At 58.7% G+C, this 26,015-nt stretch carries 14 protein-coding genes and 1 tRNA gene; 14 read left to right on the plus strand and 1 reads right to left on the minus strand.

Annotated elements, in window-relative coordinates:
* The first annotated feature begins 44 nt into the window (after positions 1–44).
* The 5 genes from B2X55_RS10230 to nifJ all read left to right on the plus strand — a co-directional run bounded on the left by B2X55_RS10230 (position 45) and on the right by nifJ (position 10,126).
* Positions 45–1,334, plus strand: a complete 1,290-nt coding sequence (locus tag B2X55_RS10230; protein ID WP_286822038.1) for an efflux RND transporter periplasmic adaptor subunit — start codon at positions 45–47, stop codon at positions 1,332–1,334.
* Positions 1,331–4,426 carry an efflux RND transporter permease subunit gene (locus B2X55_RS10235; RefSeq protein ID WP_286822039.1) on the plus strand — a complete coding sequence of 1,032 codons (3,096 nt, stop codon included), beginning with the start codon at positions 1,331–1,333 and terminating at the stop codon, positions 4,424–4,426. Before B2X55_RS10230 ends, B2X55_RS10235 begins: the two co-directional genes overlap by 4 nt.
* A gap of 389 nt (positions 4,427–4,815) precedes the next feature.
* Positions 4,816–4,892 (plus strand) — tRNA-Pro (locus B2X55_RS10240).
* A 113-nt stretch (positions 4,893–5,005) separates the two neighbouring features.
* On the plus strand, positions 5,006–6,394 hold the full coding sequence (locus tag B2X55_RS10245) for an amino acid permease (RefSeq protein WP_286822040.1): 1,389 nt from the start codon (positions 5,006–5,008) through the stop codon (positions 6,392–6,394).
* 207 nt (positions 6,395–6,601) lie between these two features.
* Entirely contained in the window at positions 6,602–10,126 is a 3,525-nt protein-coding gene (nifJ, locus tag B2X55_RS10250) for a pyruvate:ferredoxin (flavodoxin) oxidoreductase (RefSeq protein WP_286822041.1), read from the plus strand.
* A 495-nt stretch (positions 10,127–10,621) separates the two neighbouring features.
* Here the strand turns inward: nifJ and B2X55_RS10255 are convergent, their stop codons facing one another.
* A complete protein-coding gene (locus tag B2X55_RS10255) occupies positions 10,622–11,797 on the minus strand; it encodes a class I SAM-dependent methyltransferase (RefSeq protein WP_286822043.1) in 1,176 nt (391 codons plus the stop codon).
* Between the two features lie 462 nt (positions 11,798–12,259).
* Here B2X55_RS10255 and B2X55_RS10260 point away from each other — a divergent pair, with 462 nt between their 5' ends.
* The 9 genes from B2X55_RS10260 (at position 12,260) to trmD (ending at position 25,948) form a co-directional block, all read left to right on the plus strand.
* On the plus strand, positions 12,260–21,433 hold the full coding sequence (locus B2X55_RS10260) for an ESPR-type extended signal peptide-containing protein (protein ID WP_349678253.1): 9,174 nt from the start codon (positions 12,260–12,262) through the stop codon (positions 21,431–21,433).
* Positions 21,434–21,476: 43 nt separating this feature from the next.
* Positions 21,477–21,641, plus strand: a complete 165-nt coding sequence (locus B2X55_RS10265) for a hypothetical protein (RefSeq protein ID WP_286822045.1) — start codon at positions 21,477–21,479, stop codon at positions 21,639–21,641.
* A 249-nt stretch (positions 21,642–21,890) separates the two neighbouring features.
* Positions 21,891–22,253, plus strand: a complete 363-nt coding sequence (ylxM, locus tag B2X55_RS10270) for a YlxM family DNA-binding protein (RefSeq protein ID WP_270528585.1) — start codon at positions 21,891–21,893, stop codon at positions 22,251–22,253.
* A 3-nt stretch (positions 22,254–22,256) separates the two neighbouring features.
* A complete protein-coding gene (gene ffh / locus B2X55_RS10275) occupies positions 22,257–23,621 on the plus strand; it encodes a signal recognition particle protein (RefSeq protein ID WP_286822046.1) in 1,365 nt (454 codons plus the stop codon).
* 39 nt (positions 23,622–23,660) lie between these two features.
* Complete coding sequence (rpsP, locus tag B2X55_RS10280; protein WP_278823097.1) at positions 23,661–23,936, plus strand: 30S ribosomal protein S16; 276 nt, start codon at positions 23,661–23,663, stop codon at positions 23,934–23,936.
* A 17-nt stretch (positions 23,937–23,953) separates the two neighbouring features.
* Positions 23,954–24,181: a KH domain-containing protein gene (locus B2X55_RS10285; protein ID WP_226868575.1), complete on the plus strand. Its 228-nt coding sequence runs from the start codon at positions 23,954–23,956 to the stop codon at positions 24,179–24,181.
* A 97-nt stretch (positions 24,182–24,278) separates the two neighbouring features.
* The gene (locus tag B2X55_RS10290) at positions 24,279–24,710 is read left to right on the plus strand and encodes a YlqD family protein (RefSeq protein ID WP_036374908.1); all 432 of its coding nucleotides are present in this window, start codon (positions 24,279–24,281) and stop codon (positions 24,708–24,710) included.
* A complete protein-coding gene (rimM, locus tag B2X55_RS10295; RefSeq protein WP_286822048.1) occupies positions 24,682–25,218 on the plus strand; it encodes a ribosome maturation factor RimM in 537 nt (178 codons plus the stop codon). Before B2X55_RS10290 ends, rimM begins: the two co-directional genes overlap by 29 nt.
* Positions 25,208–25,948 (plus strand): tRNA (guanosine(37)-N1)-methyltransferase TrmD, encoded by a 741-nt coding sequence (gene trmD, locus B2X55_RS10300; RefSeq protein ID WP_286822049.1) that lies wholly within the window; start codon positions 25,208–25,210, stop codon positions 25,946–25,948. Before rimM ends, trmD begins: the two co-directional genes overlap by 11 nt.
* Positions 25,949–26,015 lie beyond the last annotated feature (67 nt).

Consider the following 26,015-nt stretch of genomic DNA (forward strand, 5'->3'; position numbering starts at 1 on the left):
AGGTAGTGAATTTTAATTTATATTTAGGAAAGGGATGTGGATCTATGCGCCATCGACTTGGTCCAATCGGGCAGATGAACCGGAAGCAGGTCGCTGTGGCCGGGGCTGTCTGCCTCGTGCTGCTGGCGCTGGCCCTCCGCCTGTACATGGGCGGGGGCAGCCAGGAAAAGAAGAATGTCTCGCACGGCAGGCCGCTCGTCAAGGTCGTGACGGTCAGCCGCGCGGATATGATGCGCCATATCGCGCTCTCGGGGCAGACGGTGGCGGATGCGGATATCCCGCTCGCGCCGAAGTACACGGGGCGTGTCACGGAAGTGCGCGCGAAGCTCGGCGACGAAGTGAAGGCCGGCGATGTGCTGATGGTGCAGGATACGGGGGACCTCGACATCTCGATTGCCGAGAACGCGGCAGCTGCGGGCGCGGCGCAGGCCGATGCGCGCGAGGCGCGTGCCTCGTACAATGCCAACTACATCAAGGCTCGCAACGACCTCGAGCTCGAGCAGGCGAAGTACGAGCGCAACGAGTACCTCTACTCGATCGGCGCGATCTCCCAGGACACGCTCGACAGCGTCAAGCAGGAGTACCTCGCCTCAAAGGCGGTCTTCGATGTGCTCGCGGACCAGGTCGAGGGCGGCAGTGCGGCGAGCGTCGAGTCGAAGGCCTATACGGCAGAGAAAGCACAGCACGCGACGGCGGCGCTGCGCCGCCAGCGCGAGGACATGTACCTGCGCGCACCGCGCGCGGGCGTGATCGGCTACCGCAATGTGGAGGCCGGCGAGATCGTCTCGGCGGGCACGAAGGTCTTCTCGCTCGTCGACACGAGTCACATCAACGTCGACTGCACAATCGCGGAGGCAGATGCCGCCATCCTCAAGACGGGCCTGCCCGTCGAGGTGACGATCGACGCGCTCGGCGAGGACTACGCGGGCGAGATTGTCTACGTGAGTCCGGCGATGGACGACACGAGCAAGACGTACCAGGTGCGCATCGAGCTGACGGACGAGGCGGCGCGCGAGACGATCAAGGCGGGCCTCTTTGCCCGCACGGCCGTCGACATCCTGCAGCGGCGCGCGACGCTCTGCGTGCCGAAGGAAGCGCTGCTCTCGCACAACGGCCGTCAGGTGCTCTTTGTCGTGGGCGATGACGGCAAGGTCTCAGAGCGCGAGGTCAAGGTCGGCCTGATGAATGATGCGGAGGTCGAGATCCTCGATGGCCTTGAACCCGGCGATACGGTCGTCGTGACGAACCAGGACAAGCTGCAGGACGGCAAGAAGGTCGAGACGGAGCCGTATGAGGGCGAGGACAGCAGCGATGACGAGGCGAGTGCATCATGAACATGACACGCCTTTCCATCAAGCGACCGGTCGGCATCTCGATGATCGTTGCGTTCTTTGTCGTGCTCGGCCTCTACAGCTACTACCGCATAGGCGTGGAGCTCCTGCCGGCGCTCAACACGCCGTATGTGACCGTCTCGGTCAAGTACCCGGGCGCGAGCGCGGAGTCGGTGGAGCAGGAGGTCGTCAAGCCGGTCGAGGACGCGCTGTCCTCGGTGTCGGGCGTCAAGAAAATCACCTCGACGGCGAGCTATGAGCGGGCGCGCGTGACGCTCGAGCTCGACTTCGCGACGAATGCCGACACGGCGGCCATCGACGCGAGCAAGAAGGTCGAGGCCATCGCCAACAAGCTGCCCGACGAGGCCGACTCGCCCGTCGTCATCAAGCGCGACATGAACGCGAAGCCGATCGTGGAGCTCGCCGTGCTCTCGGATCACAGCCTGGCCGACACCTACACGGAGACGGACAACGTCTTCTCGGAGGTCATCCAGCAGGCGGGCGGCGTCTCGGAGGTCGAGCTGCACGGCGGCCGCGACAGGGAAGTCGCCATCGATGTCGACCGCGAGAAGATGGCGGCCTACAAGCTGACGCTCGCCAAGATCGCCGCGGCCATCAAGGATGAGAACCAGCTCGTGCCGTCTGGCTCTGTCTACACGGAGACGACGAAGTCGGACGTGCGCGTCGTCGCGCAGTTCCAGAAGCCCAGCGATATCGAGAAGGTGCAGGTGGCCAACACGGCGGGCAAGATGATCCCGCTGACGGCCGTCGCGACTGTCCGCGAGCGCGAGGCCCGCACGGAGCGCTACGGCCGCCTCAACGGCGAGGACGCCATCAATGTCCTCATCTACAAGAACAGCGATGCCAACGTCGTCGAGACGGCGGCCAACATCATGAAGAGCGTCGAGAAGCTGCGCAAGACGTATCCCGACTACCAGTTCGTCGTCGTCTCGAATGACGCCGACTACGTCCGCGACTCGCTGCACAGCACGATGAACACGCTCATAGAAGGGCTGATTACCACGGGCCTTGTGCTCTTCTTCTTCCTGCGCGGCTGGCGCTCGACGGCGGCCGTCATGATCGCGATCCCGACCTCGCTCATTGCGACGTTCTTCGTCATGTACCTGGCGGGCTTCACCTTCAACATGATGTCGCTGATGGGCATGACGCTCTGTGTCGGCATCCTCGTCGACGACTCGATTGTCGTCCTCGAGAATATCGTGCGCCACCTGAAGCTCGGAGAGGCGCCCGATACGGCGGCCGAGAAGGGGCGGACGGAGATCGGAATGGCGGCCATCGCCATCACGCTCTGCGACGCCGCCGTATTCATGCCGATCGCCTTCATGCAGGGCATGACGGGCCAGTACTTCCGCCAGTTCGGCCTGACGATCGTCTTTGCCGGCGCCTTCTCGCTCTTCGTCTCCTTCACCCTGACGCCGATGCTCGCCTCGCGCTTCTTCCGCAAGGGCTACCACCCCGCGAAAAACCGTGCGTTTGCCTGGATGGACCGCGTGGAGGCGCGGGCCGAGCGCCTCTACGTCGAGGTGCTCAATTGGAGCCTGCGCCATACGAAAAAGCTGCTCCTTTCCATCCTGGCCGTCTTTGCTGCTGTCGTCGCCCTGGTGCCGCTCGGCCTCGTCGGCATGGAGTACATGCCTCAGACGGATGAGTCGAGCTTCACCGTCAACATCCAGGCGCCCGTCGGCTCTTCGCCAGCTGAGACGAACCGCGTCGCCGAGCGCATCGAGGGCAAGCTCGCCGAGATCCCCGAGGTCAAGTACTACATGACGCAAGCGGGCGGCAGCACGGCCTATGAAGGCCGCATCAAGGTCCAGCTCGTGGACCGCCGTGAGCGCAGCCGCACCGTCTGGCAGGTCGCCAACGATGTGCGCGCGTTCGCCGCCGACATCAAGACGGCCGATGTGCGCGTCGCCGAGACACAGACGAATGTCGCCGGCATCGCGGGCGGTGGGGGATCGAAGAACGGCGGCGGCGCCCTGCAGGTCGAGCTGCGCAGTAACGACGGTGCGGCGCTTGACGCGGCCGCCGAGAAAGCCATGGACACCCTGCGCGCCATCGACGGCGTGACGGACGTCAACTCCTCCTATGTCGAGGGCATGCCCGAACTGCGCCTGACCGTCGACCGCGAGAAGCTCAAGGCCTACGGCACCTCTCTGCAGGACGTCGACACAGCCTTTGCCAGCGCCATCTCCGGCCTCTCCGCCGGCGAGCTCAAGAGCGACCCCAAAAACGGCGGCCAGGACACCGCGATCAAAGTTCGCTTCAAGGATGCCGACAGCTACAAAGCCTCCGACGTCGCCCGCGTGCCGCTTTCCGCCTCCGGCAAGCTCATCTACCTCGGCGACGTCGCCGCCATCCAGAACGGCAGGGGACCCGTCACCATCCGCCGCGTCAACAAGCAGCGCTCCGTCGCCATCGGCGCCAACCTCAGCGGCCGCCCCATGGGCGATGTCACCCGCGATGTCAAGAAAGCCTTCGCCAAAGCCGACCTCGGCGATAACGTCACCTACCAGTTCAAAGGACAGGCCACCCGCATGGACGAGACCTTCAGCGAGCTGCTCTCAGCGCTCTTCCTCGCCCTTATCCTCATCTACATGCTGCTCGCCGTCCTCTACGAATCCACCATCACACCCTTCATCCGCATGTTCTCCCTGCCGCTCGGCCTCATCGGCTCCATCCTCATGCTCTTCCTCACGCACAACACCCTCAATCTCTTCTCCATGATCGGCATCCTCGTCATGGACGGCATCGTCGCCAAGAACGGCACCCTGCTCATCGACTACACCCTGACCCTCATGGATCGGGGCAAGAGCCCGCTGGAAGCTGTCATCGAAGCCGGCCGCGTCCGTCTCAAGCCGATCTTCATGACCACCATCACCATGATGGTCGGCATGACACCCATGGCCCTCGCCATGACCCCCGGCTCCGAATCCCGCGTCTCCATGGCCTGGGTCATCATCGGCGGCCTCCTGACCTCCACCGTCTTCACCCTGGTCGTCATCCCGATCATCTTCCTGTTCTTTGCCAATCATAAGAAGCAAAATCGAGTAGAGGAGAGAAGCAGCTCGATTTAAGGCACCGGGGCGCAGCGTCAGCGTCCGCCCCCCCCATCGAGCAAACTCCAAAGAGGCGAGGCGAGCAGGGGGCGCAGCGGAGCGCCCGTCCCCGACCGCAAGCCTAGCCTCCAACCGAAAAAACGGACGCAGCTAGGGTCGGGGGACCTGTTCCGCCTGCAGGAGCGAAGCGACCGCCCGCAGGGCTGGCCCTCAAACGGCACCTCGCAAAAGCAGTCGATGAAAACCGCCGCGGCAGGCGGCGAACCTGCCTCCATGCACTCCGCAAAATGAGGGCCATTTAGCGGAGCGACGAAGCCGAAACAGGTCCCCCCGCCCCCGCAACCAAAACTTTTTTCAAATTTCCCCTTGCCAAACCCCGCGATTTACGCTATACTAATCTACGTTGTCGGGATGTGGCACAGTTTGGTAGCGCGCATCGTTCGGGACGATGAGGCCGCAGGTTCGAATCCTGTCATCCCGACCATTTATCAGGAATCAGGAGACCAGTCCAGTCGGACTGGTCTTTTTTGTTGCCCTGATCCAGCATTGATGATAAAATGTATACCTGTAATGCCCAATAGAAGGAGTTGTTGTATCGTGAATATCTTCCGGACCAAGAGCATCGCCGAGTACAAGGCCGATGCCCACCAGTCCCACCTCAAGCGCGCCATGGGCTCCCTTGACGTCACCCTGCTCGGCATCGGCGTCATCGTCGGCACCGGCATCTTCGTCCTGACCGGCGTCGCCGCCGCCAAGTATGCCGGCCCGGCGCTCATGCTGTCCTTCCTGCTCGCCAGCATTGCCTGCGGCTTCGTCAGCATGGCCTACTCCGAACTCGCCAGCATGGTGCCCGTCGCCGGCAGCGCCTACGCCTACGCCTACACCTCCGTCGGCGAGTTCTTCGCCTGGCTCGTCGGCTGGAACCTCGTGCTCGAGTACTCTGTCGGCGCCAGTGCCGTCGCGGGCGGCTGGTCCGCCTACGTCGTCGGTCTCCTGAAGACCGCCGGCATCGAGCTGCCGACCGCCTGGACGAGCGTGCCGGCTGACGGCGGCATCGTCAACCTGCCGGCCGTGCTGATCACACTCTTCCTGACCTTCCTGCTCGTGCGCGGCGTGCGCGAGAGTGTCACGGTCAACAAGGTGCTCGTCGGCGTCAAGCTCGCCGCCATCTTCCTGTTCTTGTTCCTCGCCGCGCCGTCCGTCGACCCGACGAACTGGGAGCCCTTCATGCCGTTCGGCTTCTCCGGCGTCTCGGCCGGCGCCGCCGTCATCGTCTTTGCCTACCTCGGCGTCGACTCCATCGCGACGGCGGCAGAGGAGACGAAGAACCCGGCGCACGACATGCCGACGGGCATCATCGCGTCGCTCCTCATATGCACGGTGCTCTACATCGCCGTGACGGCCGTCATGACGGGCAACGTGCCCTATACTGAGCTCGACAACGCCGAGCCGGTCGCTTTCGTGCTGCGCCAGCTCGGCTACCGCTTCGGCTCCGCGCTCGTCGGCACCGGCGCCATCGCTGGCCTCACGACCGTGCTGCTCGTCATGATGTACGCGCAGACGCGCGCCTTCTTCGCCATGAGCCGCGACGGCCTCATCCCGCAGTCCATCTGCAAGATCCACCCGCGCTTCGCGACGCCGCACCGCATCACGATCATCGTCGGCCTCGCCGTCGCTGTCATCAGCGGCTTCACGCCGATCAACGTCATCGCCGAGATGTGCAGCGTCGGCACGCTCTTTGCGTTCATCATCTCGTCTGTCGGTGTCATGCTCATGCGCCACAAGTACCCCGACCTTGCGCGCCCGTTCCGCTGCCCGGCCATCTACGTCGTCGGCACGCTGGCCATCGTGAGCTGCGGCTACATCATGTACAACCTCTCCTCGATGACCTGGGAGCGCTTCTGGATCTGGAGCGCCCTCGGCATCCTCGTCTACTTCCTCTACGGCTACCGCCACAGCCGCGAGAACAAGCAGGGCGAGGCCTGATCCCACCTGGTGTGCAGCCTGCCTGTACAGATGACGGCAGGGAAGTGGGTGTGAGGAATATATCTTTACATTTTTTTGCATAGCACGTATAATGAAATCTGATGGCACCTCAATCTTGCCATCAGGTTTTTCTATTTATTCCTGACTATGCGATGGGGGACAGCCCCCATCTGTCAAATCCAATATCAGAGGGGAGTAACAAAACACATGAGCAAAAAGATGAAAACCATGGACGGCAACACAGCTGCCGCCTACATCTCCTATGCTTTCACCGACGTCGCGGCAATCTACCCGATCACGCCGTCCTCGCCGATGGCTGAGCATGTAGATGAAATGGCTGCCAAGGGAGCGAAGAATCTCTTCGGCCAGAAGGTCAAGGTCATCGAGCTGCAGTCTGAGGCCGGCGCTGCCGGCGCTGTGCACGGCTCGTTGCAGGCTGGTGCACTGACGACGACGTACACGGCTTCCCAGGGCTTCTTGCTGATGATCCCGAATCTCTACAAGGTAGCCGGCGAGTTGCTGCCGGGCGTCTTCCACGTCTCCGCGCGCGCACTCGCTGCCAACTCCCTGAACATCTTCGGCGACCACCAGGATGTCATGGCCGCACGCCAGACGGGCTGCGCCATGCTCGCCGAGGCGAGCGTCCAGGAGGTCATGGACCTCTCGGCAGTCGCACACCTCGTCGCCATCAAGGGCCGCGTGCCGTTCATCAACTTCTTCGACGGCTTCCGCACGTCGCATGAGATCCAGAAGATCGAGACGATCGACTACGAGGACCTCGCAAAGCTCCTCGACTGGGATGCCGTCAAGGCCTTCCGCCGCCGCGCGCTCAATCCGGACCACCCGGTCCTGCGCGGCTCCGCGACGAACCCGGACATCTACTTCCAGTCGCGTGAAGCAGCCAACAGCTTCTACGATGCACTGCCAGAGCTCGTCGAGGAGGCCATGGCTGACCTCGCGAAGGTCACGGGCCGCGAGCACCATCTCTTCGACTACTACGGCGCCGAGGATGCCGACCGCATCATCATCGCGATGGGCTCCGTCTGCCAGACGGTCCAGGAGACGGTCGACTACCTCAACGCGAAGGGGGAGAAGGTCGGCCTCTTGAACGTACACCTCTACCGTCCGTTCTCCATCGAGCACTTCTTCAAGTACCTGCCAAAGACGATCGAGAAGGTCGCCGTCCTCGACCACACGAAGGAGCCGGGCTCTCTTGGCGAGCCGCTTTACCTCGATGTCAAGGCAGCCTTCTACCATTCCGACATGCATCCGACGATCGTCGGCGGCCGCTTCGGTCTCGGCGGCAAGGACACGACGCCGGACCAGATCTTCGCCGTCTTCGAGGAGCTCAAGAAGGACGCGCCGAAGGACGGCTTCACAATCGGCATCGACGACGATGTCACGCACACGAGCCTGACGCCGGCACTGACGGATGTCGACCTCACGCCAGAGGGCACGACGGCCTGCAAGTTCTGGGGCCTCGGCTCGGACGGCACGGTCGGCGCCAACAAGAGCGCCATCAAGATCATCGGCGACAAGACGGACATGTACGCCCAGGCGTACTTCGCCTATGACTCCAAGAAGTCGGGCGGCATCACGATGTCGCACCTGCGCTTCGGCAAGTCCCCAATCACGAGCCCGTACCTCATCAACAAGGCGGACTTCATCTCCTGCTCGCAGCAGTCGTACGTCTACAAGTACGACCTGCTCGCCGGCCTCAAGAAGGGCGGCACGTTCCTCCTCAACACGGTCTGGAGCGACGAGGAGCTCACGAAGCACCTGCCGGCAGCCATGAAGCGCTACATCGCCAAGAACGAGATCCAGTTCTACACGGTCAACGCTGTGTCGATTGCCAAGGGCCTCGGCCTCGGCGGCCGCTTCAACATGGTCATGCAGTCCGCGTTCTTCAAACTTGCGAACATCATCCCGATCGAGACGGCTGTGACGTACCTCAAGGAAGCCGTCGTGACCTCGTACGGCCGCAAGGGCCAGAACATCGTCGACATGAACAACGGCGCCATCGACCAGGGCATCGAGGCCCTGCACAAGGTCGAAGTGCCGAGCTCGTGGGCTGATGCCGAAGACGAGCCGCAGGAGAAGCGCGACCTGCCGGAGTTCATCACCGAGGTCCAGGAGGTCATGAACCGCCAGGAAGGCGACAAGCTGCCTGTCTCGAAGTTCGCCGGCGACCGCGCCGACGGCACGTACCCGCTCGGCGGCGCCGCCTACGAGAAGCGCGGCACGGCCATCAACGTGCCAGTCTGGAACGCCCAGAAGTGCATCGGCTGCAACAAGTGCTCCTACGTCTGCCCGCACGCCTCCATCCGCCCGGTCCTCACGACGGACGAAGAGCTCGCTGCAGCACCGGAGGGCTTCCCGTCCAAGGAAGTCCGCGCCGTCAAGGACTACCACTTCACGGTGGCTGTCTCCACGATGGACTGCCTCGGCTGCGGCAACTGCGCGCAGGTCTGCCCGGTCAAGGCCCTCGACATGACGCCGCTTGACGACGACCTCAAGGCAAAGCAGGCTTACTTCGACTACGGCGTCGACACGGAAAAAGTCGCGCCGAAGAAGAACCCGATGAAGAAAGAGACCGTCATCGGCAGCCAGTTCGAGCAGCCGCTCATCGAGTTTTCCGGCGCCTGCGCCGGCTGCGGCGAGACGCCGTACGCCAAGCTCATCACGCAGCTCTTCGGCGACCGCATGATGATCGCCAACGCCACGGGCTGCACCTCCATCTGGGGCGGCAGCGCACCGGCCATGCCGTACACGACGAACGCCAAGGGCCATGGCCCGGCTTGGGACAACTCCCTGTTCGAGGATAACGCAGAGTTCGGCCTCGGCATGTTCCTCGGCACGCAGTCCGTCCGCAACGGCCTCGCCGATGACGCCAAGAAGGCCATCGAAGAAGGCCTCGGCAGCGAAGACCTCCAGGCAGCCCTCAAGGACTGGGTAGAGAACCTCGACAACGGCAACGGCACGCGCGACCGCGCCGACCGCCTCGAAGCCCTGCTCGCAGCCGAGAAGGGTGACAATGCGCTGCTCAACAAACTCTACGAGAACCGCGACTACTTCGTCAAGCGCTCCCAGTGGATCTTCGGCGGCGACGGCTGGGCTTACGACATCGGCTACGGCGGCGTCGACCACGTCCTCGCCTCCGGCGCAGACGTCAACGTCTTCGTCTTCGATACCGAAGTCTACTCCAACACCGGCGGCCAGGCCTCCAAGGCAACGCCGGCAGCAGCGATTGCACAGTTCGCCGCCACGGGCAAGAAGACCCGCAAAAAGGATCTCGGCCTCATGGCCAAGACCTACGGTTACGTCTACGTCGCCCAGGTCGCCATGGGCGCAGACCAGAACCAGTTGCTCAAGGCCATCACCGAGGCCGAGGCTTATCCGGGCCCGTCCCTCATCATCGCCTACGCACCGTGCATCAACCACGGCATCCGCAAGGGCATGGGCTGCAGCCAGCTCGAGGAGAAACTCGCCGTAGAGTGCGGCTACTGGGCAAACTACCGCTACAACCCGCAGCTCGTCGGCACCGACAAGAACCCGTTCAGCCTCGACTCCAAAGAGCCGGACTTCTCCAAGTTCCAGGACTTCCTCATGGGCGAGAACCGCTACATCAACCTCAAGCGCACCTTCCCAGAAGCAGCCGAAGCCCTCTTCGAGAAGACCCAGCGCGACGCCGAGATCCGCTACAACAACTACAAGACCCTCGCCGGCAAATAATCGCCAGCAGGGCATAGAAAAAGACCTGTCCGTTTGGACAGGCCTTTTTTATTGGAAGTACCTTCAGCGCAGGGATGGATTCCGCCTGCAGGAGCGAAGTGACCGCCCGCAGGGCTGGCCCTCAAGTCGCATGCGCAAGAGCAGTCGATGAAAGCCCGCCGCGGCAGGCGGCGCACCGCCTCCATGCACACAGCCGAGATGAGGGCCATTTAACGGAGCGACGAAGCCGGGATCCATCCCTGTGCGGTACTGTCTTCCAGTCGTGCGAACTCGTGCAATGGGGCAGTAGCGTACCTTCAGCGCAGGGATGGATTCCGCCTGCAGAAGTGAAGTGACCGCCCGCAGGGCTGGCCCTCAGTCGCATGCGCAAGAGCAGTCGATGAAAGTCCGCCGCGGCAGGCGGCGCACCGCCTCCATGCGCGCAGCCGAGATGAGGGCCATTTCAGCGGAGCGACGAAGCCGGAATCCATCCCTGCGCGCCACCGGAACCGCTCCTTAATACCAGCGCGTCATCGGCAGCTCATTGTTGTTGCCCTTCGTCATCAGCACCTGGTGGATATCAATGTACCCGATGTAGAACGCCGCCGCACACCCCGCGAGATAGAGATCCCACATCCGCACGAACTCCTCATTCTTCCAGCCCGCGACCACATCGTGGACCTTGAGGAAATTGTGGTACCAGCACATCAGCGTCCGGTAGTAGTGGCGTCGCAGGCTCTCCACATCGAGCACGCGGAAGTCCGCATCGTAGGCGTGCGAGATGAGCTCGCGCAGCGACGGCAGCGTCCCGCCCGGGAAGATGTACTTGCGGATCCACGGCTCCGACACCACCTCATCGTGGCCCGTGATCGTGTGCAGGAGAAAGATGCCGCCGTCCTTTAAGAGATGGTTCGCCGTCTCCATGTACGTCGCGTAGTTCGACCGGCCCACATGCTCCATCATGCCGACACTGACGATGCGGTCGAAGATCAGCCCCTTGTCCTCAAGGTCGCGGTAGTCCACGAGCTCAATCTGCACCTGGCCCTCGAGCCCTTCCGCCTTGATGCGCTCCTGGCCCTTCTTCCACTGCTCCTTGCTGAGCGTGCAGCCGTAGCCCTTGACGCCGTACTTCTTCGCCGCCTCGATGAGCAAAAAGCCCCAGCCGCAGCCGATGTCTAAGAGCGTCATGCCCTTCTTGAGGTAGAGCTTCTCGAGGATGTAGTCCACCTTGTTGCGCTGCGCCTGCTCGAGCGTGTCGTCCTCATGCTTGAAGTACGCGCACGAATAGCTCATCGTCGGGTCGAGCCAGAGCTTGTAGAATTCATTGCCCAAATCGTAATGGGACGAGACCTCCTTGGCCTGGTCCTTCTTCTTCTCCGACATGTAGAGGATGTTGCGCAGCCCCTTGCGGTCGAGCGAGAAGCGGTCGGCCTGCTCGAGGAACGTGCAGAGCATGTGGAAGAGGTCGCCCTCGATCTCGATGTCGCCGCGCATGTAGGCCTCGCCGAGCGCCAGCTGCGTCGACTCCAAGAGCGCCTTCTTCGGGACATCCTTGTGCACGACCACTGTGAACTCCGGCTCACCCTGGCCAATCGTGTACACCTCATCGTGCAGCTTCACATTGAAGCAGTGCTTGTCAAAGCGACTCAAATAGTGGAGCAGGAAATTATCCATGAGTTTCTGGAAATGCATCAAAAAAATCTCCCTTCTGCTGGGAGCCACCTCATGTGGCTCTCTCAAGTGTTTCAGGAATCTTCGACATCGTGCAAGCAAAATCCTCTTTTGAGTAAAAGGAGCGGGAAGAAGGACCCTCATGCTGCATTCTGTTCCTGCAACAGCGAAAGACGCGAGAAAGACTCCGAATAGACCGCTTGCTTGGAGCAATGTTAATCAAACGTGATAAAAATCAAAGAAGATAAGGTATATATGTCGAAATCGCATGGCTTCATTAAGGTTACACGTGACTTTTATTTCAAAATGATGTAAGATAATAATAAAAACATAAAGTTTGTAACAAGATGGATTGCAACTTTACAGTGGAACCGGTTTGTTGAGCACGGCATAGGCCAGTCATGGAGGACACGCTCCACATCCGGCGACACAAGGGAAATCAACACGAGAAGAACTAAAAATATGTCGGATGGGGGAAGCAAGATGAACCACATTTACAAAGTCGTCTGGAGCAAAGTCAAGAACTGCTACGTCGTCGTCTCCGAGATTGCCAGGAGCAACGGCAAGACCCGCTCCCAGAAAGTCGTAGCCGTTCTTGGCACTGCCCTGATCAGCAGCGTGCTGTTCACTGGGGGGGGACAGTTTGAGATTGCAGAGGCAGCACCACACACGATTGGCGGGTATACCTTTGATGATACGACGATTTCTATTGCCACAAGTAGATCGACTGTATCATCAACAGGTGGAAGTAAGACAATCGCTTTAGGAAATAAGACAAGAGCTACAGGAGCCAATTCCGTTGCACTGGGAGATCAGAATGAAGCGACGGGAGATAATGCCATTGCCTTTGGCGGCGGCTATAACAAGGCTACAAAGTCTAATACTGCCAGCGGCACCGCATCAGTGGCTTTTGGTGAAGGGACACAGGCTCTTTCGGAAGGCTCTGTTGCCTTTGGTAATGGCACCCAGGCGGGCAACACTGAAATAGATCCCCAGACAAAGAAAAATAGCGGTCAGGATGCTGTAGCTTTTGGCAACGGAACAAAAGCGCTTGGCGGACGTTCCCTGGCCTTTGGCGAGAAGACCATTGCCAAGTACAATGACTCTGTCGCCTTCGGCGACGATACCCGCGCATCGTCCACGGGCGCCACGGCTTTCGGCAACCGTACGCGCGCCCTGTCGCAGTATGCGACGGCCTGGGGCAATGCCACTGTTGCCGCCGATGCAGAATCCACGGCCTGGGGCACGGATACCATCGCCGGTGCCAAACTCGATGAGAATGGTGCCGTGACCAATATCTATACCTATAAGAACAACCCAAACGATAAAACCGAGGAAGAAAAGACAGCCACGGAGAAGATGGATGTCCATGGCAATCTGGCCTATCTCCGGGCAGATGGCACGACGGCTGGTATCAAACAGATGGATATCGGCGGCAAGACGGAAAAGCATGATTATGTGGTCCTGGCCGGCAAGGACGGCAATACCTATGTCCGGGATTACCAGGGCAGTCTCTGGAAGGTCAATGTGGCTGCCGACGGCACGGTGACTGTGGACACCACGGCAGGCACCAAGGGCAAGGTCTACAACGGCCAGAAGAAGACCTCTCTGGCCAAAACCACCGTGGACGGCAGCGAAGTGGACATCAACCCGGACAATGTGCTGACCAAGGCCCATGAAGGCTCCAACGGCTACACCATCGACGGCTATGCCAACGCCACGGCCTTCGGCTATTCCACCGAGGCTTCCGGCGACAACGCCACAGCCTTCGGCAACGACACTAAGGCCAAGGCGGCAGCTGCTACGGCCTTTGGTAAGACAACGACGGCTTCGGGTGACAATGCCACAGCCTTCGGCCTCAGCACTACAGCTTCCGGCAAACAGACCACGGCTTTCGGCAGTTCGACAACTGCCTCCGGCGACAACGCCACGGCTTTCGGCAACGACACCAAGGCCAAGGCATCAGCTGCTACAGCTTTTGGCACGACAACGACTGCTTCGGGCGACAATGCCACGGCCTTCGGTCTCAGCACTACAGCTTCCGGCAAACAGACCACGGCTTTCGGTAGTTCGACAACTGCCTCCGGTGACAACGCCACCGCCTTTGGCAAAAACAGCACTGCCTCCGGCGAAGCCGCAACCGCCTTCGGCATCGGTTCCACCGCTTCGGGTAAGAATTCTCTCGCCGGTCTGGGCGGCACCGCAAGTAACGAGAACTCGATTGCACTCGGTAAGGATACCAAGGCTGATAATGCAGATAGTGCAGTCTCCGTAGCCATTGGACAGAATGCAGAGGCTTCCGGTGCACAATCCTTGGCCATCGGTTTTGGCAATGTGTCTGAGACCAATCAGTCCGGAAACACGCCATATCCTGTCAGCGCAACACAGGCTGCTGCCAAAGGGGCCATTGCTATTGGTATCAATACCGGCGCTAAAGGGGAACATTCTATAGCCATGGGCTCTCATACCGATGCAGCCAAAGACTCGTCGGTGGCCATTGGCTTTGACACGCATGCCGTCGAAGATTCGTCTGTGGCCATCGGCAGTGGTACAAAGGCAGCTGGCCGCTACTCGGTAGCTCTGGGCCTGAGTTCGATTGCCGGCACGGAAACAAATGATGAGAAAAATCCGCTGGATGGCGGCGGTAGCGTAGCCATGGGTTATGCTACTTCAGCTGAAGCCTCCCGCAGTATTGCCATCGGTACCGGTGCAACAGCAGCAGATTCGCAGTTCACTACTGCCGTTGGTGATTCTACGACAGCTCAGGCTGAAGGCAGTGTGGCCATCGGTGCCGGATCCATTGCAACGAGAGGTGCAGGAAATAAGGAAAGCATCGTCTCCACCGATATTAATACAGGTAAGACAACCATAACCTATGGTGATGAAAAGAGGGCTTATCTGAAACCGGATACTCTCTCCACGGACAAGATAAGTACCTGGGGATCGACCACAGGTGCTGTGTCGGTTGGCGGTCAGGCCACATATAAAGAATATGACGACAATGGAAACCTTGTTAAGAAAACGAAGCTGCTCACCCGTCAGATTACCAACGTAGCAGCCGGTTCCGATGATACTGACGCCGTCAATGTCGCCCAGCTCAAAGCCGCTCAGCCGACTGTCACGTCGAATGACCACTCTGTGACCATTGCTACATCCACTGATTTAACAGACTATCACAAGAATTATGACTTGAAGATTGCCACGGCCACCTTGTCGCCGGAAACGAATGGCTCGGGAAACAGTGCTGTGGCAACTGGTAAGGTTACCGTTACCAATCCGACATATACAGGCAGTGACGGAAAACCTGTTACAAACGAGAATGCCTATGTAACAGGCAATAGCGTGGCAGATGCCATCAACAACTCCGGCTTCAAGCTGACCGCATCAGCGTCCGAAGGTGCGGTGACTGGCAACAAAGAGACCTTGATCCATCCGGGCGATACCATGACAATCGATGCCGGCAAGAATATTTCCTTGACCCAGGATAAAGGCAAGATCTCGATCGCCACGAAGGAAAACCTCAACTTGGGGTCTGCTGATAGCAAAGATGATAAGCAGCAGGATGTGCCGGGCACTAATGGTTCTATTACGGTCAATGGTAAGAACGGTTCTTCCGTTGCCATCAATGGCCAGGATGGTTCCATCGGCCTGACCGGCCCGAAGGGGACAGATGGCACGAGCACGTCCATCCAGATGTCGACAATCATGTCTGATCCTACACTGGATGATGGTAAGAATACCAAAACGACCAGTGATGAAGGGGAACAGCAGACAACCACGACCCAAGCTCCGCGCATCCAGTACAAGAACGGCAACACTACCTATGAAGTCGCCACGATGGATGACGGTCAGAAGTATGCCGGTGATGTACAGGCCAGCGATGCGAAGGCGAATGCATTCAGCCGCAAGCTCAATGAACAGACCAATATTGTCGGTGGAATCAAAAATCTGGATGCTCTGTCGACAGGAAATAACGTCGGCGTTGTTTCAAACGGTACAGATACGTTGACCATTCGCCTCGCTAAAGAACTCACTGACTTGACCAGCGTCACCACGGTAGCAAAGGATGCCAAGGGGAATAAGACGAGCGAGACGGTTCAGGATGGCAATGGCATTACAATCACTCCGACTACGTTGGGGGAGGGCAAGTCATCTGTATCCCTGACCGACAAGGGCCTCAGCAATGGTGGCAATCAGATTACGCATGTTGACAGTGGTCTGAAAGATGCTGCCGGCAACACGGTAGATTTGGCAGCAGCCAGTGGAGATGTGCTGAACAATGCAGTCAATGTAGGAGACTTGCAGAACGTACAGAAAGTCGCTTCTGCCCATACGGCTGTTACCGTCAATGGTAGCGTAGAAGCTCCTGATGCCGGTGCCAATGGTACTTTAGGTAATTATACTGATGAAAAGAAAGGCAATCTGCTGCTGGCACAGAAGAAGGATAACACCGGTAAGATCACCTATGACCTGAAACTCAATGATAATGTCATTCTTGGCAAGGATACCTCTGACGGCAAAGACGGCCAGGAAGGCACCATTGGCCTCACCGGTAAAGATGGTCTTCCGGGCACTGATGGCAAGCAGGGATATAGGACCACCATCATCAAGACGGAAAAAGGACAGAAAGGCAAAGATGGCAAGACCGGCAAGGAAAATCTTGGCGGCACGGACATCAACCGCATTGTCTATACCGATAAGGACGGCCGCAATCCTCAGACCGTAGCCACGATGGATGACGGGCAGAAGTATGGTGGTGATAACTATGTTGCAGCGACTGATAAGGCTGCTGAACAGAACGTCATCACGAAGAAACTGAATGAACGCTTGGATATCCAAGGTGGCGCAGATAAGGACAAGCTGACTGAACAGAACATCGGCGTCAATGTTAAAGACGGTGTAATGAAAGTCCAGCTTGCTCAGAATCTCAACCTGACCGGTAACGGATCTGTCACGATGGGCAATACCATCATCGACAATGGCGGCGTGACCATCACCACAAAAAATGGCGATAACACCAATACAATCAGCTTGACAGACAATGGCCTCAATAATGGTGGCAAGACCATCACCAATGTCGCAGGCGGCACGAATCTTACCGATGCCGTCAATGTATCGCAGCTCAACGCTGCCAAGACAACGGTGACATCGAATGACCACTCTGTGACCATTGATACGACTACGGATTCAACAGATAAGCACAAGAATTACGACTTGAAGATTGCTACGGCCACCTTGTCGCAGGATAAGACTACAGGAGACAACCCTGTGGAAACCGGTAAGGTTACTGTTAGCAACCCGAAAATTTCTGTTACAGAAAATGGAGAAACGAAGCAGGTTGATAACCCTAATGCCTATGTAACAGGCAATAGCGTGGCAGATGCCATCAACAACTCTGGCTTTACGCTGACTACATCAAAATCTGAGGGCGGTTCTGTATCGGGAACATCGACTACGTTGATCAAGCCGGGTAGCACTGTAACGTTGAATGCAGGCAAGAACATTGCCATGACTCAGGCAGATAGTAAAGTGACCATTGCTTTGTCGGATGATGTGACCGCGCAGACAATCACTGCTAATGGCAAGAATGGTAATGACGGCGAGATTGGTCTCACCGGCAAGAACGGTGCTGATGGCACAGTAACCACCATCATCAAGACCATCGGCAAGAATGGTACCGATGGCAAGAATGGTACACCTGGTGTCAATGGCACCGATGGCATCACTCGCATTGTCTATCAGGATGGCAAAGACGGCGAAGCTGGCACTACGACCCATACAGTGGCTACGCTTGATGACGGTCTGAAGTTCATTGGTGACAAAACTGATGATAAGGCGATTGCCAAAAAGCTTGGTGATATCTTGAAGATTAAAGGCGACGGTACTTACGATGCAGCTACCCAAACAAATACGAGCAATATCCAGACTTCTGTTGATGGCGATGCAATCAAGGTTGCTCTGAATAAAGATATCAACCTGAAGCAGGATGGTTCCTTGACCGTCGGCGGCAACACGCAGGATGGTTCTAAAACGGTGGATAATCCGATTGTCATCAAGCACTTCGGCGACAAGACGCTCGATATGATTACAGGCGTTGACAAAGATGGCAAGCCGATTTCTGCTAATAAAAAGGCTGCAGCTGGCGACTATGTCACAGGCCTTGACAACAAGGACTGGAATGTCGACAGTCCGACTTACGTCAGCGGCCGTGCAGCTACCGAAGACCAGCTCAAGACAATCAGTGATGCGGTCAAAGAAGCTTCTACTACAGCTGGTAAGCATACAGTCGTTACTGTAGAAGGTGGGAAAGACGCCGGAACTACAGACTATAACGGTGAAAACCTGAAGCTGAAAGTCACGGATACAGCTGGTCAGAAGACGTACGATCTGAAACTCAGCGATAAGCTGAACCTCGGCACGGTTGGCAAAGATGGTGAGAAAGGTACAGATGGCTCTATTGGACTCAAGGGGGCAGACGGCAAGTCTAGCATCGGTCTCAACGGCAAGGATGGTATCTCTGTTATTGGCAAGGATGGTAAGAATGGCGTCAGCATCACAGGTTCCAATGGCCTCAATGGCAAGGACGGCATCGATGGCAAGATTGCCATCGGTACGCCGGGCAAGGACGGCCAGCCGGGCAAAGATGCGGTTTCTATCTCCGGCCAGAATGGTATTGGCCATATCGGCCTGACCGGCCAGAGAGGTGAAGATGGCAAGGATGGTGTATTTACCGACCTTTCCACGACCCTTGGCACAGCAACGCTTGACCCTGCCAAGAATGAGCAGAGCAAGTCGGCCGACAAGGTGAATGCAGACGATAAATCATCCCGCATCCAGTACCAGACGACCGTCACAGACAAAGATGGCAAGACTAAGACGGTCATTACCCATGAAGTCGCTACGATGGACGACGGCCAGAAGTATGCTGGTGATTTCGGCGATGGCGCTTCGGTCAAGCTGAACAAGACGGTCAACGTCAAGGGCAATGCCAAGAAGGAAGCCGACCTTACGGATGGCAACATCGGTGTAGTTTCGAGCCAGAGTGGCGATAACGGTCAGTTGTTGATCAAGCTGAACAAGGACCTCAACCTTGGTGACAATGGTTCTGTCAAGATGGGGAATACGACCATCAACAATGATGGTATGACCATCAGCAAGACGGAATCCGGGAAGACGACTACTGTCACACTGACGGATAAGGGCCTTAACAATGGCGGCAACAAGATTACCAATGTAGCTGCTGGTACCGATGGAACGGATGCTGTAAATGTATCCCAGCTCAATGACGTCAAGACCTTGGCTGGTCAGCATACGACGGTAGAAGCTGGTTCGAAGAATATCACGGTCAAAGAAGGTACGAATTCGACTGGTGGCAAAAACTACACCATCGATTTAGCCAAGGATGTCGCGTTTGGTGATGCCGCTAAGGGCGATAAGACGGTTGCCATCAGTGGCACCAATGGCACGGTTATGGCCGGTACAGGCGACAACAAGGTCACTGTCGACGGCTCGAAAGGTCAGATTGTCGCTGGCGGCGATAATGGCGTCAAGATCGGCAATATCGCGGAGGGCGACAGCAGACTGACCATCTACGATAAGGATGGCAAGGCTACGAACCAGACCGACAAGGCTGGCAAGTATGTCACCAATCTGGATAACAAGACCTGGAAGGATGATGGTTCCTATGTCAGCGGCCGTGCTGCTACAGAGGATCAGCTCCATCAGGTCGAGTCGAATGTCAACAAGCAGATTGCTGATGTGAACACGAAAATCGACAAGGTCGACAAGCACCATACGGAAGTCACCGTCAATGGCGGCACGGCTGCGAAAGCGGACGGCTCCTACACGGATGGCAATCTCCAGCTGAAGCAGACGACTGGCGAGGATGGGCAGAAGGTCTATGACCTGAAGCTCAACGACCAGCTCAAGGTCGGCCAGAAGGGCGACGCTGGCACGGCTGGTAAGGACGGCAACGTCACGGTCGAGACAAAGGGCGGCACGACGGTCGTCATCGGCCATGATGGCAAAGATGGAAAAGACGGCAGGGATGGCCTCTTTGTCAACGGTAAGGATGGCAAGGACGGCAAGTCCGGCGTTTCCATCACCGGTCCGAACGGCGTTGCTGGCAGGGATGGTGTCGACGGCAAAGTCGGCATCGCTGGCACGGACGGCAGAGATGCGGTCTCGATTGCTGGCAGGGATGGTGTCGGCCATATCGGCCTGACAGGCCCGAAGGGCGCAGATGGCAAGGATGGTGCTTTCACAGACCTTTCCACGATCCTCGGACAGGCTACGCTGGATCCCGCGAAGAATGTGAAGGGGAAGGATGGCGACGCCAAGGACGAAAAGGCATCCCGCATCCACTACGAGACGACGGTCGCGACGAAAGATGGTGAAAAGACAGTCTCCCATGAGGTCGCCACGATGGACGATGGCATGAAGTACAGCGGTGATTCTGGCAGCGCGGCGGTGAAGCTGAACAATAATGTCCAGCTCTACGGCGGTGCGAAGGAATACGCGGCTGGCGACAACATCGGCGTCGTTGTTTCGCAGGATGGCGATAACGCTAAGATGCAGGTCAAGTTGGCCAAGGACCTCAAGGGCATCGATAGCATCGATGCCAAGACGGTCACGACGGGCAATACGACCATCAACAACGGCGGCCTGACGGTCAAGGGCGATGACAAGCACAAGGACATCACGGTCCAGCAGGGCGCGGTCAATATGGGCGGCAACAAGATCGAAGGAGTCGCGCCGGGCCGCATTGCGCCGGATTCGACGGATGCTGTCAATGGCAGCCAGCTCGCGCAGCGCGATCAGGCGATCGGCAAGCTCGGTGGTGAGGTCAGCAATCTCGACCGCCGTGTCGACCGCGTCGGTGCCGGTGCTGCGGCTCTCGCGGCACTTCATCCGCAGGACTTCGACCCGGATGACAAGTGGGATTTCGCAGTGGGCTACGGCAATTACCGCGGTGCGAATGCGGCGGCTGTCGGCGCGTTCTACCGTCCGAATGAGGACACGACGCTGTCGGTCGGCGGCACAGTCGGCGGCGGCGAGAACATGGTCAACGCTGGCATCAGCTTCAAGTTCGGCCAGGGCAACCATGTGACGAACAGCCGCGTCGCGATGGCAAAGGAAATCCTCGCGCTCAAGGACTACGTCCAGAAGCAGGACGAGAAGATCGAGAAGCTCGAAGCGCTCGTCGGGACGCAGGGCACGGCAAACGCGCCGAAGCGCCGTTCCATCCTGTTCCCGGATGTGCCGGAGAACCACTGGGCTTACGCCTACGTCAAGAAATTGGCGGACCGCGGCCTGCTCGAGGGCTATCCGGATGGCGAGTTCAAGGGCACGCGCACGATCACGCGCTATGAGTTCGCCGCCATCTTCTCGCGGGCACTCGAGAACGGTGTCAGCGTCGACGGCGACATGGAGCGCATGTCGGAAGAATTCGAGCCGGAGATCCGCGAGCTCTCCCTGAACCGTTTCCGCGTCGACCGCGTCGAGGGCGATGACAACGACCGCCATAAGATCGAGCGCGTCCGCGTCAACGACCGCGATGAACTGGTCAAGCAGAAGAACGGCGAGCAGAAGAAGCGCTACCGCGATGTCTACGGCAGCGTGATCGAGAAAGACGCGCCATCTGACGCTGTGAAGTAAAGTCAATAAGCAAACAGAAAAAGAGAAGGCATCCAGCAAAAACTTGCTGGATGCCTTCGTTCATGTTAAACTGGAAATGCTACTGGGAACGGCTGGCGGTTCCTCGCAGAAAGGTCGAAATCTATCGACAGGCGAGGTGATAGCCTTGGATCAAGCGACGATGCAGCTTCTGCTGATCTTACTCATCTTGATCATGGTAAAAAAATAACCGCCTGAGCGACCAAACTTAGCGGTTATTTTCATGAAAGTGATAAAATAAACCAACGAGTGAGGAACTGCGCCGCACCCAGTAGTTTTTTCTTACATTTATTATACTATTTTTGCATAGGGAAAGCAAGTAGACTCATTTTTTTAGGCCTGACAAGGAAAAATGCTTGACACGGTGGCGAGGAGCCGCTATAATAGCCTATGTCAAGCAAAACGCCTTGGCACGATATCAGGATTAAGGTGGGGCAGGATGGAGCAGCTTTTGTATTTGTCGGCGCTGTTTGATTTTTATGGGGCGCTTTTGACAGAGAAGCAGCAGGAATGCCTCAAGATGCATCTCTTTGAGGATTTTTCCCTATCGGAGATCGGCGAGGAGCTCGGGATTTCCCGGCAGGCGGTCTACGACAACATCCATCGCTCTGAGAAGGCCATGGAATCGTACGAAGAGAAGCTTGGGCTCGTGGCGCGTTACCAGAGGGAGCGCGCGGTGCTCGCGGACATCTGCCGCTCGGTCAAGGCCCTGCGGACGGATGCCAACAGCGCTGCGGTCAGCGACATCCTCGCGCGGCTCGTGCCTCTCCTCGGTAGCAGTGAATATGGCCGGGAGGTATGATTTTTGATTTTTGAAAGTTTATCGGACCGACTCCAGGCAACCTTCAAGAAGCTCCGCGGCCACGGCAAGCTGACGGAGGACGACGTCAATGAGGCGATGCGCGAGGTGCGCATGGCGCTTCTCGAAGCCGATGTCAATTTCAAGGTTGTCAAGCAGTTCATCAAGACCGTCAAGGAACGCGCGATCGGCCAGGATATCCTCGAGACGCTGACACCTGCCCAGGTCGTCATCAAGATCGTCGATGAGGAGCTCACGAAGCTCATGGGCGGCACGCAGAGCCGTCTCAACATGAGCCCGAAGCCGCCGACGGTCATCATGATGGTCGGCCTGCAGGGCGCCGGTAAGACGACGTCGGCCGGCAAGCTCGGCCTTGCGCTCAAGAAGCAGGGCAAGCGCCCCTTGCTCGTCGCGGCGGATATCTACCGCCCGGCGGCCATCACGCAGCTGCAGGTCCTCGGCAAGCAGCTCGACATCCCCGTGTTCTCGATGGAGCAGGGGACGGACGCGGTGACGATCGCGAAGGAGTCGATCGGCTACTCGCAGTCGCATGCCTGCGATGTCGTCATCATCGATACGGCGGGCCGCCTGCAGATCGATGAGAAGCTCATGCAGGAGCTTCGCGACATCAAGTCGGAGGTTCATCCGCATGAGATCCTGCTCGTCGTCGATGCGATGACGGGCCAGGAATCCGTCAATGTCGCGCAGGCGTTCAACGACGCTCTCGGCCTCGATGGCGTCGTCATGACGAAGCTCGACGGCGATGCCCGCGGCGGCGCGGCGCTCTCCGTCAAGGCGGTCACGGGCGTGCCCATCAAGTTCATCGGTCTTGGCGAGAAGCTCGAGCCGCTCGAGCCGTTCCATCCGGACCGCATGGCGTCGCGCATCCTCGGCATGGGCGATGTGCTCTCGCTCGTCGAGAAGGCACAGGCGACTTTCGACATGGAAGAAGCCAAGAAGATGGAGAAGAAGCTGCGCAAGGACGAGTTCACGCTCGATGATTTCCTCGCGCAGATGCAGCAGGTCAAGAAACTCGGCTCGCTCGAGAACATCTTAGGCCTGATTCCGGGCATGGGCGGCCTCAAGAAGCAGCTCGCCGGTCAGGACATCGACCTCGACGGTAAGGAAATGCGCCAGATTGAGGCAATCATCAAGTCGATGACGCCGAAGGAGCGCGCCAACATCACGATCATCAACGGCAGCCGCCGCAAGCGCATCGCGATGGGCTCCGGCACGCGCGTGCAGGACGTCAACAAGCTCCTGAAGCAGTTCGGCGAGATGAAGAAGATGATGAAGAAGATGCAGAAGGGCAAAAAGGGCCTGCCGAATCTCGGCGGCCTGGGACTTCCCAAATTGCCGTTCATGCATTGAGATATTTCCTGATCACGATTTGAAAGGTGGTGAATTCACATGGCAGTAAAGATTCGTCTGAACCGTATGGGTGCAAAGAAGAATCCGTTCTATCGCATTGTTGTCGCGGACTCCCGCGCACCGCGCGATGGTCGTTTCATCGAGGTCCTCGGTAACTACGATCCGTCCCAGAACCCGGCAGTCGTCAATGTTGACGAGGAGAAGGTTCTCGACTGGATGGGCAAGGGTGCTCAGCCGACGGACACCGTTAAGAATCTCTTCAGCAAGAAGGGCCTCATGGCTAAGTTTGCTGAGGTAAAGAACGCTAAGAACTGATTGAGTGAGGCTACAGCATGAAAGAACTTGTTGAAGTCATCGCCAAGTCCTTAGTGGATCATCCGGAAGATGTCCGCGTCGAGGAGAAGCAGCAGGACCGTCAGGTCACGCTCGAGCTCCGCGTGGATGAGGATGACATGGGCAAGGTCATTGGCCGCCAGGGCCGCATCGCGAAAGCCATGCGCACGGTTGTCAAGGCCGCAGCCACCCGGGAGAACAAGAAAGTCTCGGTTGATATCATTTGAAAAGAGCGGCATCGCCCACATGCATCTGCATGGCATGGGTATTGCCGCTGTTTTTGTATCTTGAACAAGAAGCAGAGAAGCAGAAAAGAGGAATACCATGGATACGATTTCGCTCAAGATGCCGGTGACGGTCAAGGCCAAGGTCACGGAGAAGCTCAAGGAGAAGATGACGAAGGAGCTCGCAGAGGGCATCCAGCGCGCAGAGCTCGAGCTGCAGCAGCTCGACATCCAGGAGAAGCGCGTCATGCAGGAAAACGGCCCGGCAAACCCGCAGGAGCCGACGCCGCAGGAGATCCAGCGCCTCAACGCCATCCAGCAGCACTTCGGCCAGGAGCGCCAGAAGCGTGCGGAGTACCGCGCGCAGGCTCTCGCGCAGAAGGAGCAGACGGAGAAGCTCAAGATCGGTTCGGAGATCGTGCAGGGCACGCTCGAGCGCCAGGTCGAGGTCAAGGTCGGCGACGATATGCGTGAGCTCATGAATGTGGAAGTGCTGGTGGAAGATGACAAGATTATCGCTATCCGCGGCTAATAAGAAGAAAGACCGCGTGACAATCGGCAAGGTCGGCGCGGTGCACGGCATCCACGGCGAGCTGCGCATCATCCCGCTGACGGACTTCGTCGAGCGCTTTGCCGGCATGAAGGAAGTCATGGTCGGCGATGAGATGCTGCACATCGAGAGCTGCAAGTTCCACAAGCAGTTCGTGCTGCTGAAGTTCCGCGAGTACCCGGTGCGCGAGCAGGCCATGCGCCTGACGGGCCAGCTGCTGACGGTCGCGCGCGACGAGGCTGTGCCGCTTGAAGAGGGTGAGTTCTACACCTTCGACATCATCGGGCTGACGGTCTATGATATGGCGGGCACGGAGCTCGGCACAGTCGAGAACGTCCTGCGCACGGGCAGCAACGATGTCTACCAGGCGCGCCGCCCGGACGGGCGCGAACTGCTCATACCGGCGCTCAAGGCCGTCGTGCGCGAGATCGATGTCGCGGGCGGCCGCATGGTCGTCGATCTGCCGGAGGAGACGGACGATGCGCATTGACATGATCACGCTGTTCCCGGAGATGTTTGCGGGGCCGTTCGGCGCGAGCATCACGAAGCGCGCCGTGGAGAAGGGCATCCTCGACATCCACTTCACGAATTTCCGCGACTACTCGTTCGACAAGCACAGGCATGTCGACGATTCGCCGTTCGGCGGCGGCGCGGGGATGGTGCTGAAGCCGGAGCCGATGTACCGCGCTGTGCGCGCGGTGCTTGAGGAGACAGCCATGCATGCGGCGAGCCGCCGCGTGCTGATCATGGACCCGGCGGGGCCCGTCTTCACGCAGGCAAAGGCGAAGGAGCTCGCGAGCTACGAGCAGCTCGTCTTCATCTGCGGCCACTACGAGGGCTTCGATGCGCGCATCTACCCGCTCGCTGACGAGGCCATCTCCATCGGCGACTTCGTGCTGACGGGCGGCGAGCTGCCCGCGATGGTCATCACGGATGCCGTCTCGCGCATGCTGCCGGGCGTGCTCGGCGATGCGGAGTCGGCCCCGACGGACTCGTTCTACGACGGGCTCCTGGGCTTCCCGCAGTACACGCGGCCGCGCGACTTCGAGGGCATGGAAGTGCCGGAGGTGCTGCTCTCGGGCGACCACGCGAAGATCCGCCAGTGGCGCCACGAGCAGTCGCTGCGCCTGACGCAGGAGAAGCGTCCGGACCTGCTCGCGAAGAAGGCGCTCAGCGACGAGGACCGCGCGATCCTGCGCCGCTTCGAGCAGCCCGGCTGACGGCCGGGACACCTGCTCAAGAGGGGGCTCCGGGCGCAAGATTCTTCTTGTTTCAACGAGTTGAATC

The sequence above is a fragment of the Mitsuokella sp. UBA4253 genome (assembly GCF_002395285.1).
GTDB classification, from domain to species: domain Bacteria; phylum Bacillota; class Negativicutes; order Selenomonadales; family Selenomonadaceae; genus Mitsuokella; species Mitsuokella jalaludinii.

Excerpts from the sequence above, each read along its gene's own strand:
- ylxM (WP_270528585.1), top strand. The coding sequence starts at position 21,891 with ATGGAGCAGCTTTTGTATTTGTCGGCGCTGTTTGATTTTTATGGGGCG.
- B2X55_RS10255 (WP_286822043.1), bottom strand. The coding sequence starts at position 11,797 with ATGCATTTCCAGAAACTCATGGATAATTTCCTGCTCCACTATTTGAGT.
- B2X55_RS10230 (WP_286822038.1), top strand. The coding sequence starts at position 45 with ATGCGCCATCGACTTGGTCCAATCGGGCAGATGAACCGGAAGCAGGTC.
- B2X55_RS10260 (WP_349678253.1), top strand. The coding sequence starts at position 12,260 with ATGAACCACATTTACAAAGTCGTCTGGAGCAAAGTCAAGAACTGCTAC.
- rimM (WP_286822048.1), top strand. The coding sequence starts at position 24,682 with ATGACAAGATTATCGCTATCCGCGGCTAATAAGAAGAAAGACCGCGTG.
- B2X55_RS10285 (WP_226868575.1), top strand. The coding sequence starts at position 23,954 with ATGAAAGAACTTGTTGAAGTCATCGCCAAGTCCTTAGTGGATCATCCG.
- nifJ (WP_286822041.1), top strand. The coding sequence starts at position 6,602 with ATGAGCAAAAAGATGAAAACCATGGACGGCAACACAGCTGCCGCCTAC.
- B2X55_RS10235 (WP_286822039.1), top strand. The coding sequence starts at position 1,331 with ATGAACATGACACGCCTTTCCATCAAGCGACCGGTCGGCATCTCGATG.
- rpsP (WP_278823097.1), top strand. The coding sequence starts at position 23,661 with ATGGCAGTAAAGATTCGTCTGAACCGTATGGGTGCAAAGAAGAATCCG.
- B2X55_RS10290 (WP_036374908.1), top strand. The coding sequence starts at position 24,279 with ATGGATACGATTTCGCTCAAGATGCCGGTGACGGTCAAGGCCAAGGTC.
- trmD (WP_286822049.1), top strand. The coding sequence starts at position 25,208 with ATGCGCATTGACATGATCACGCTGTTCCCGGAGATGTTTGCGGGGCCG.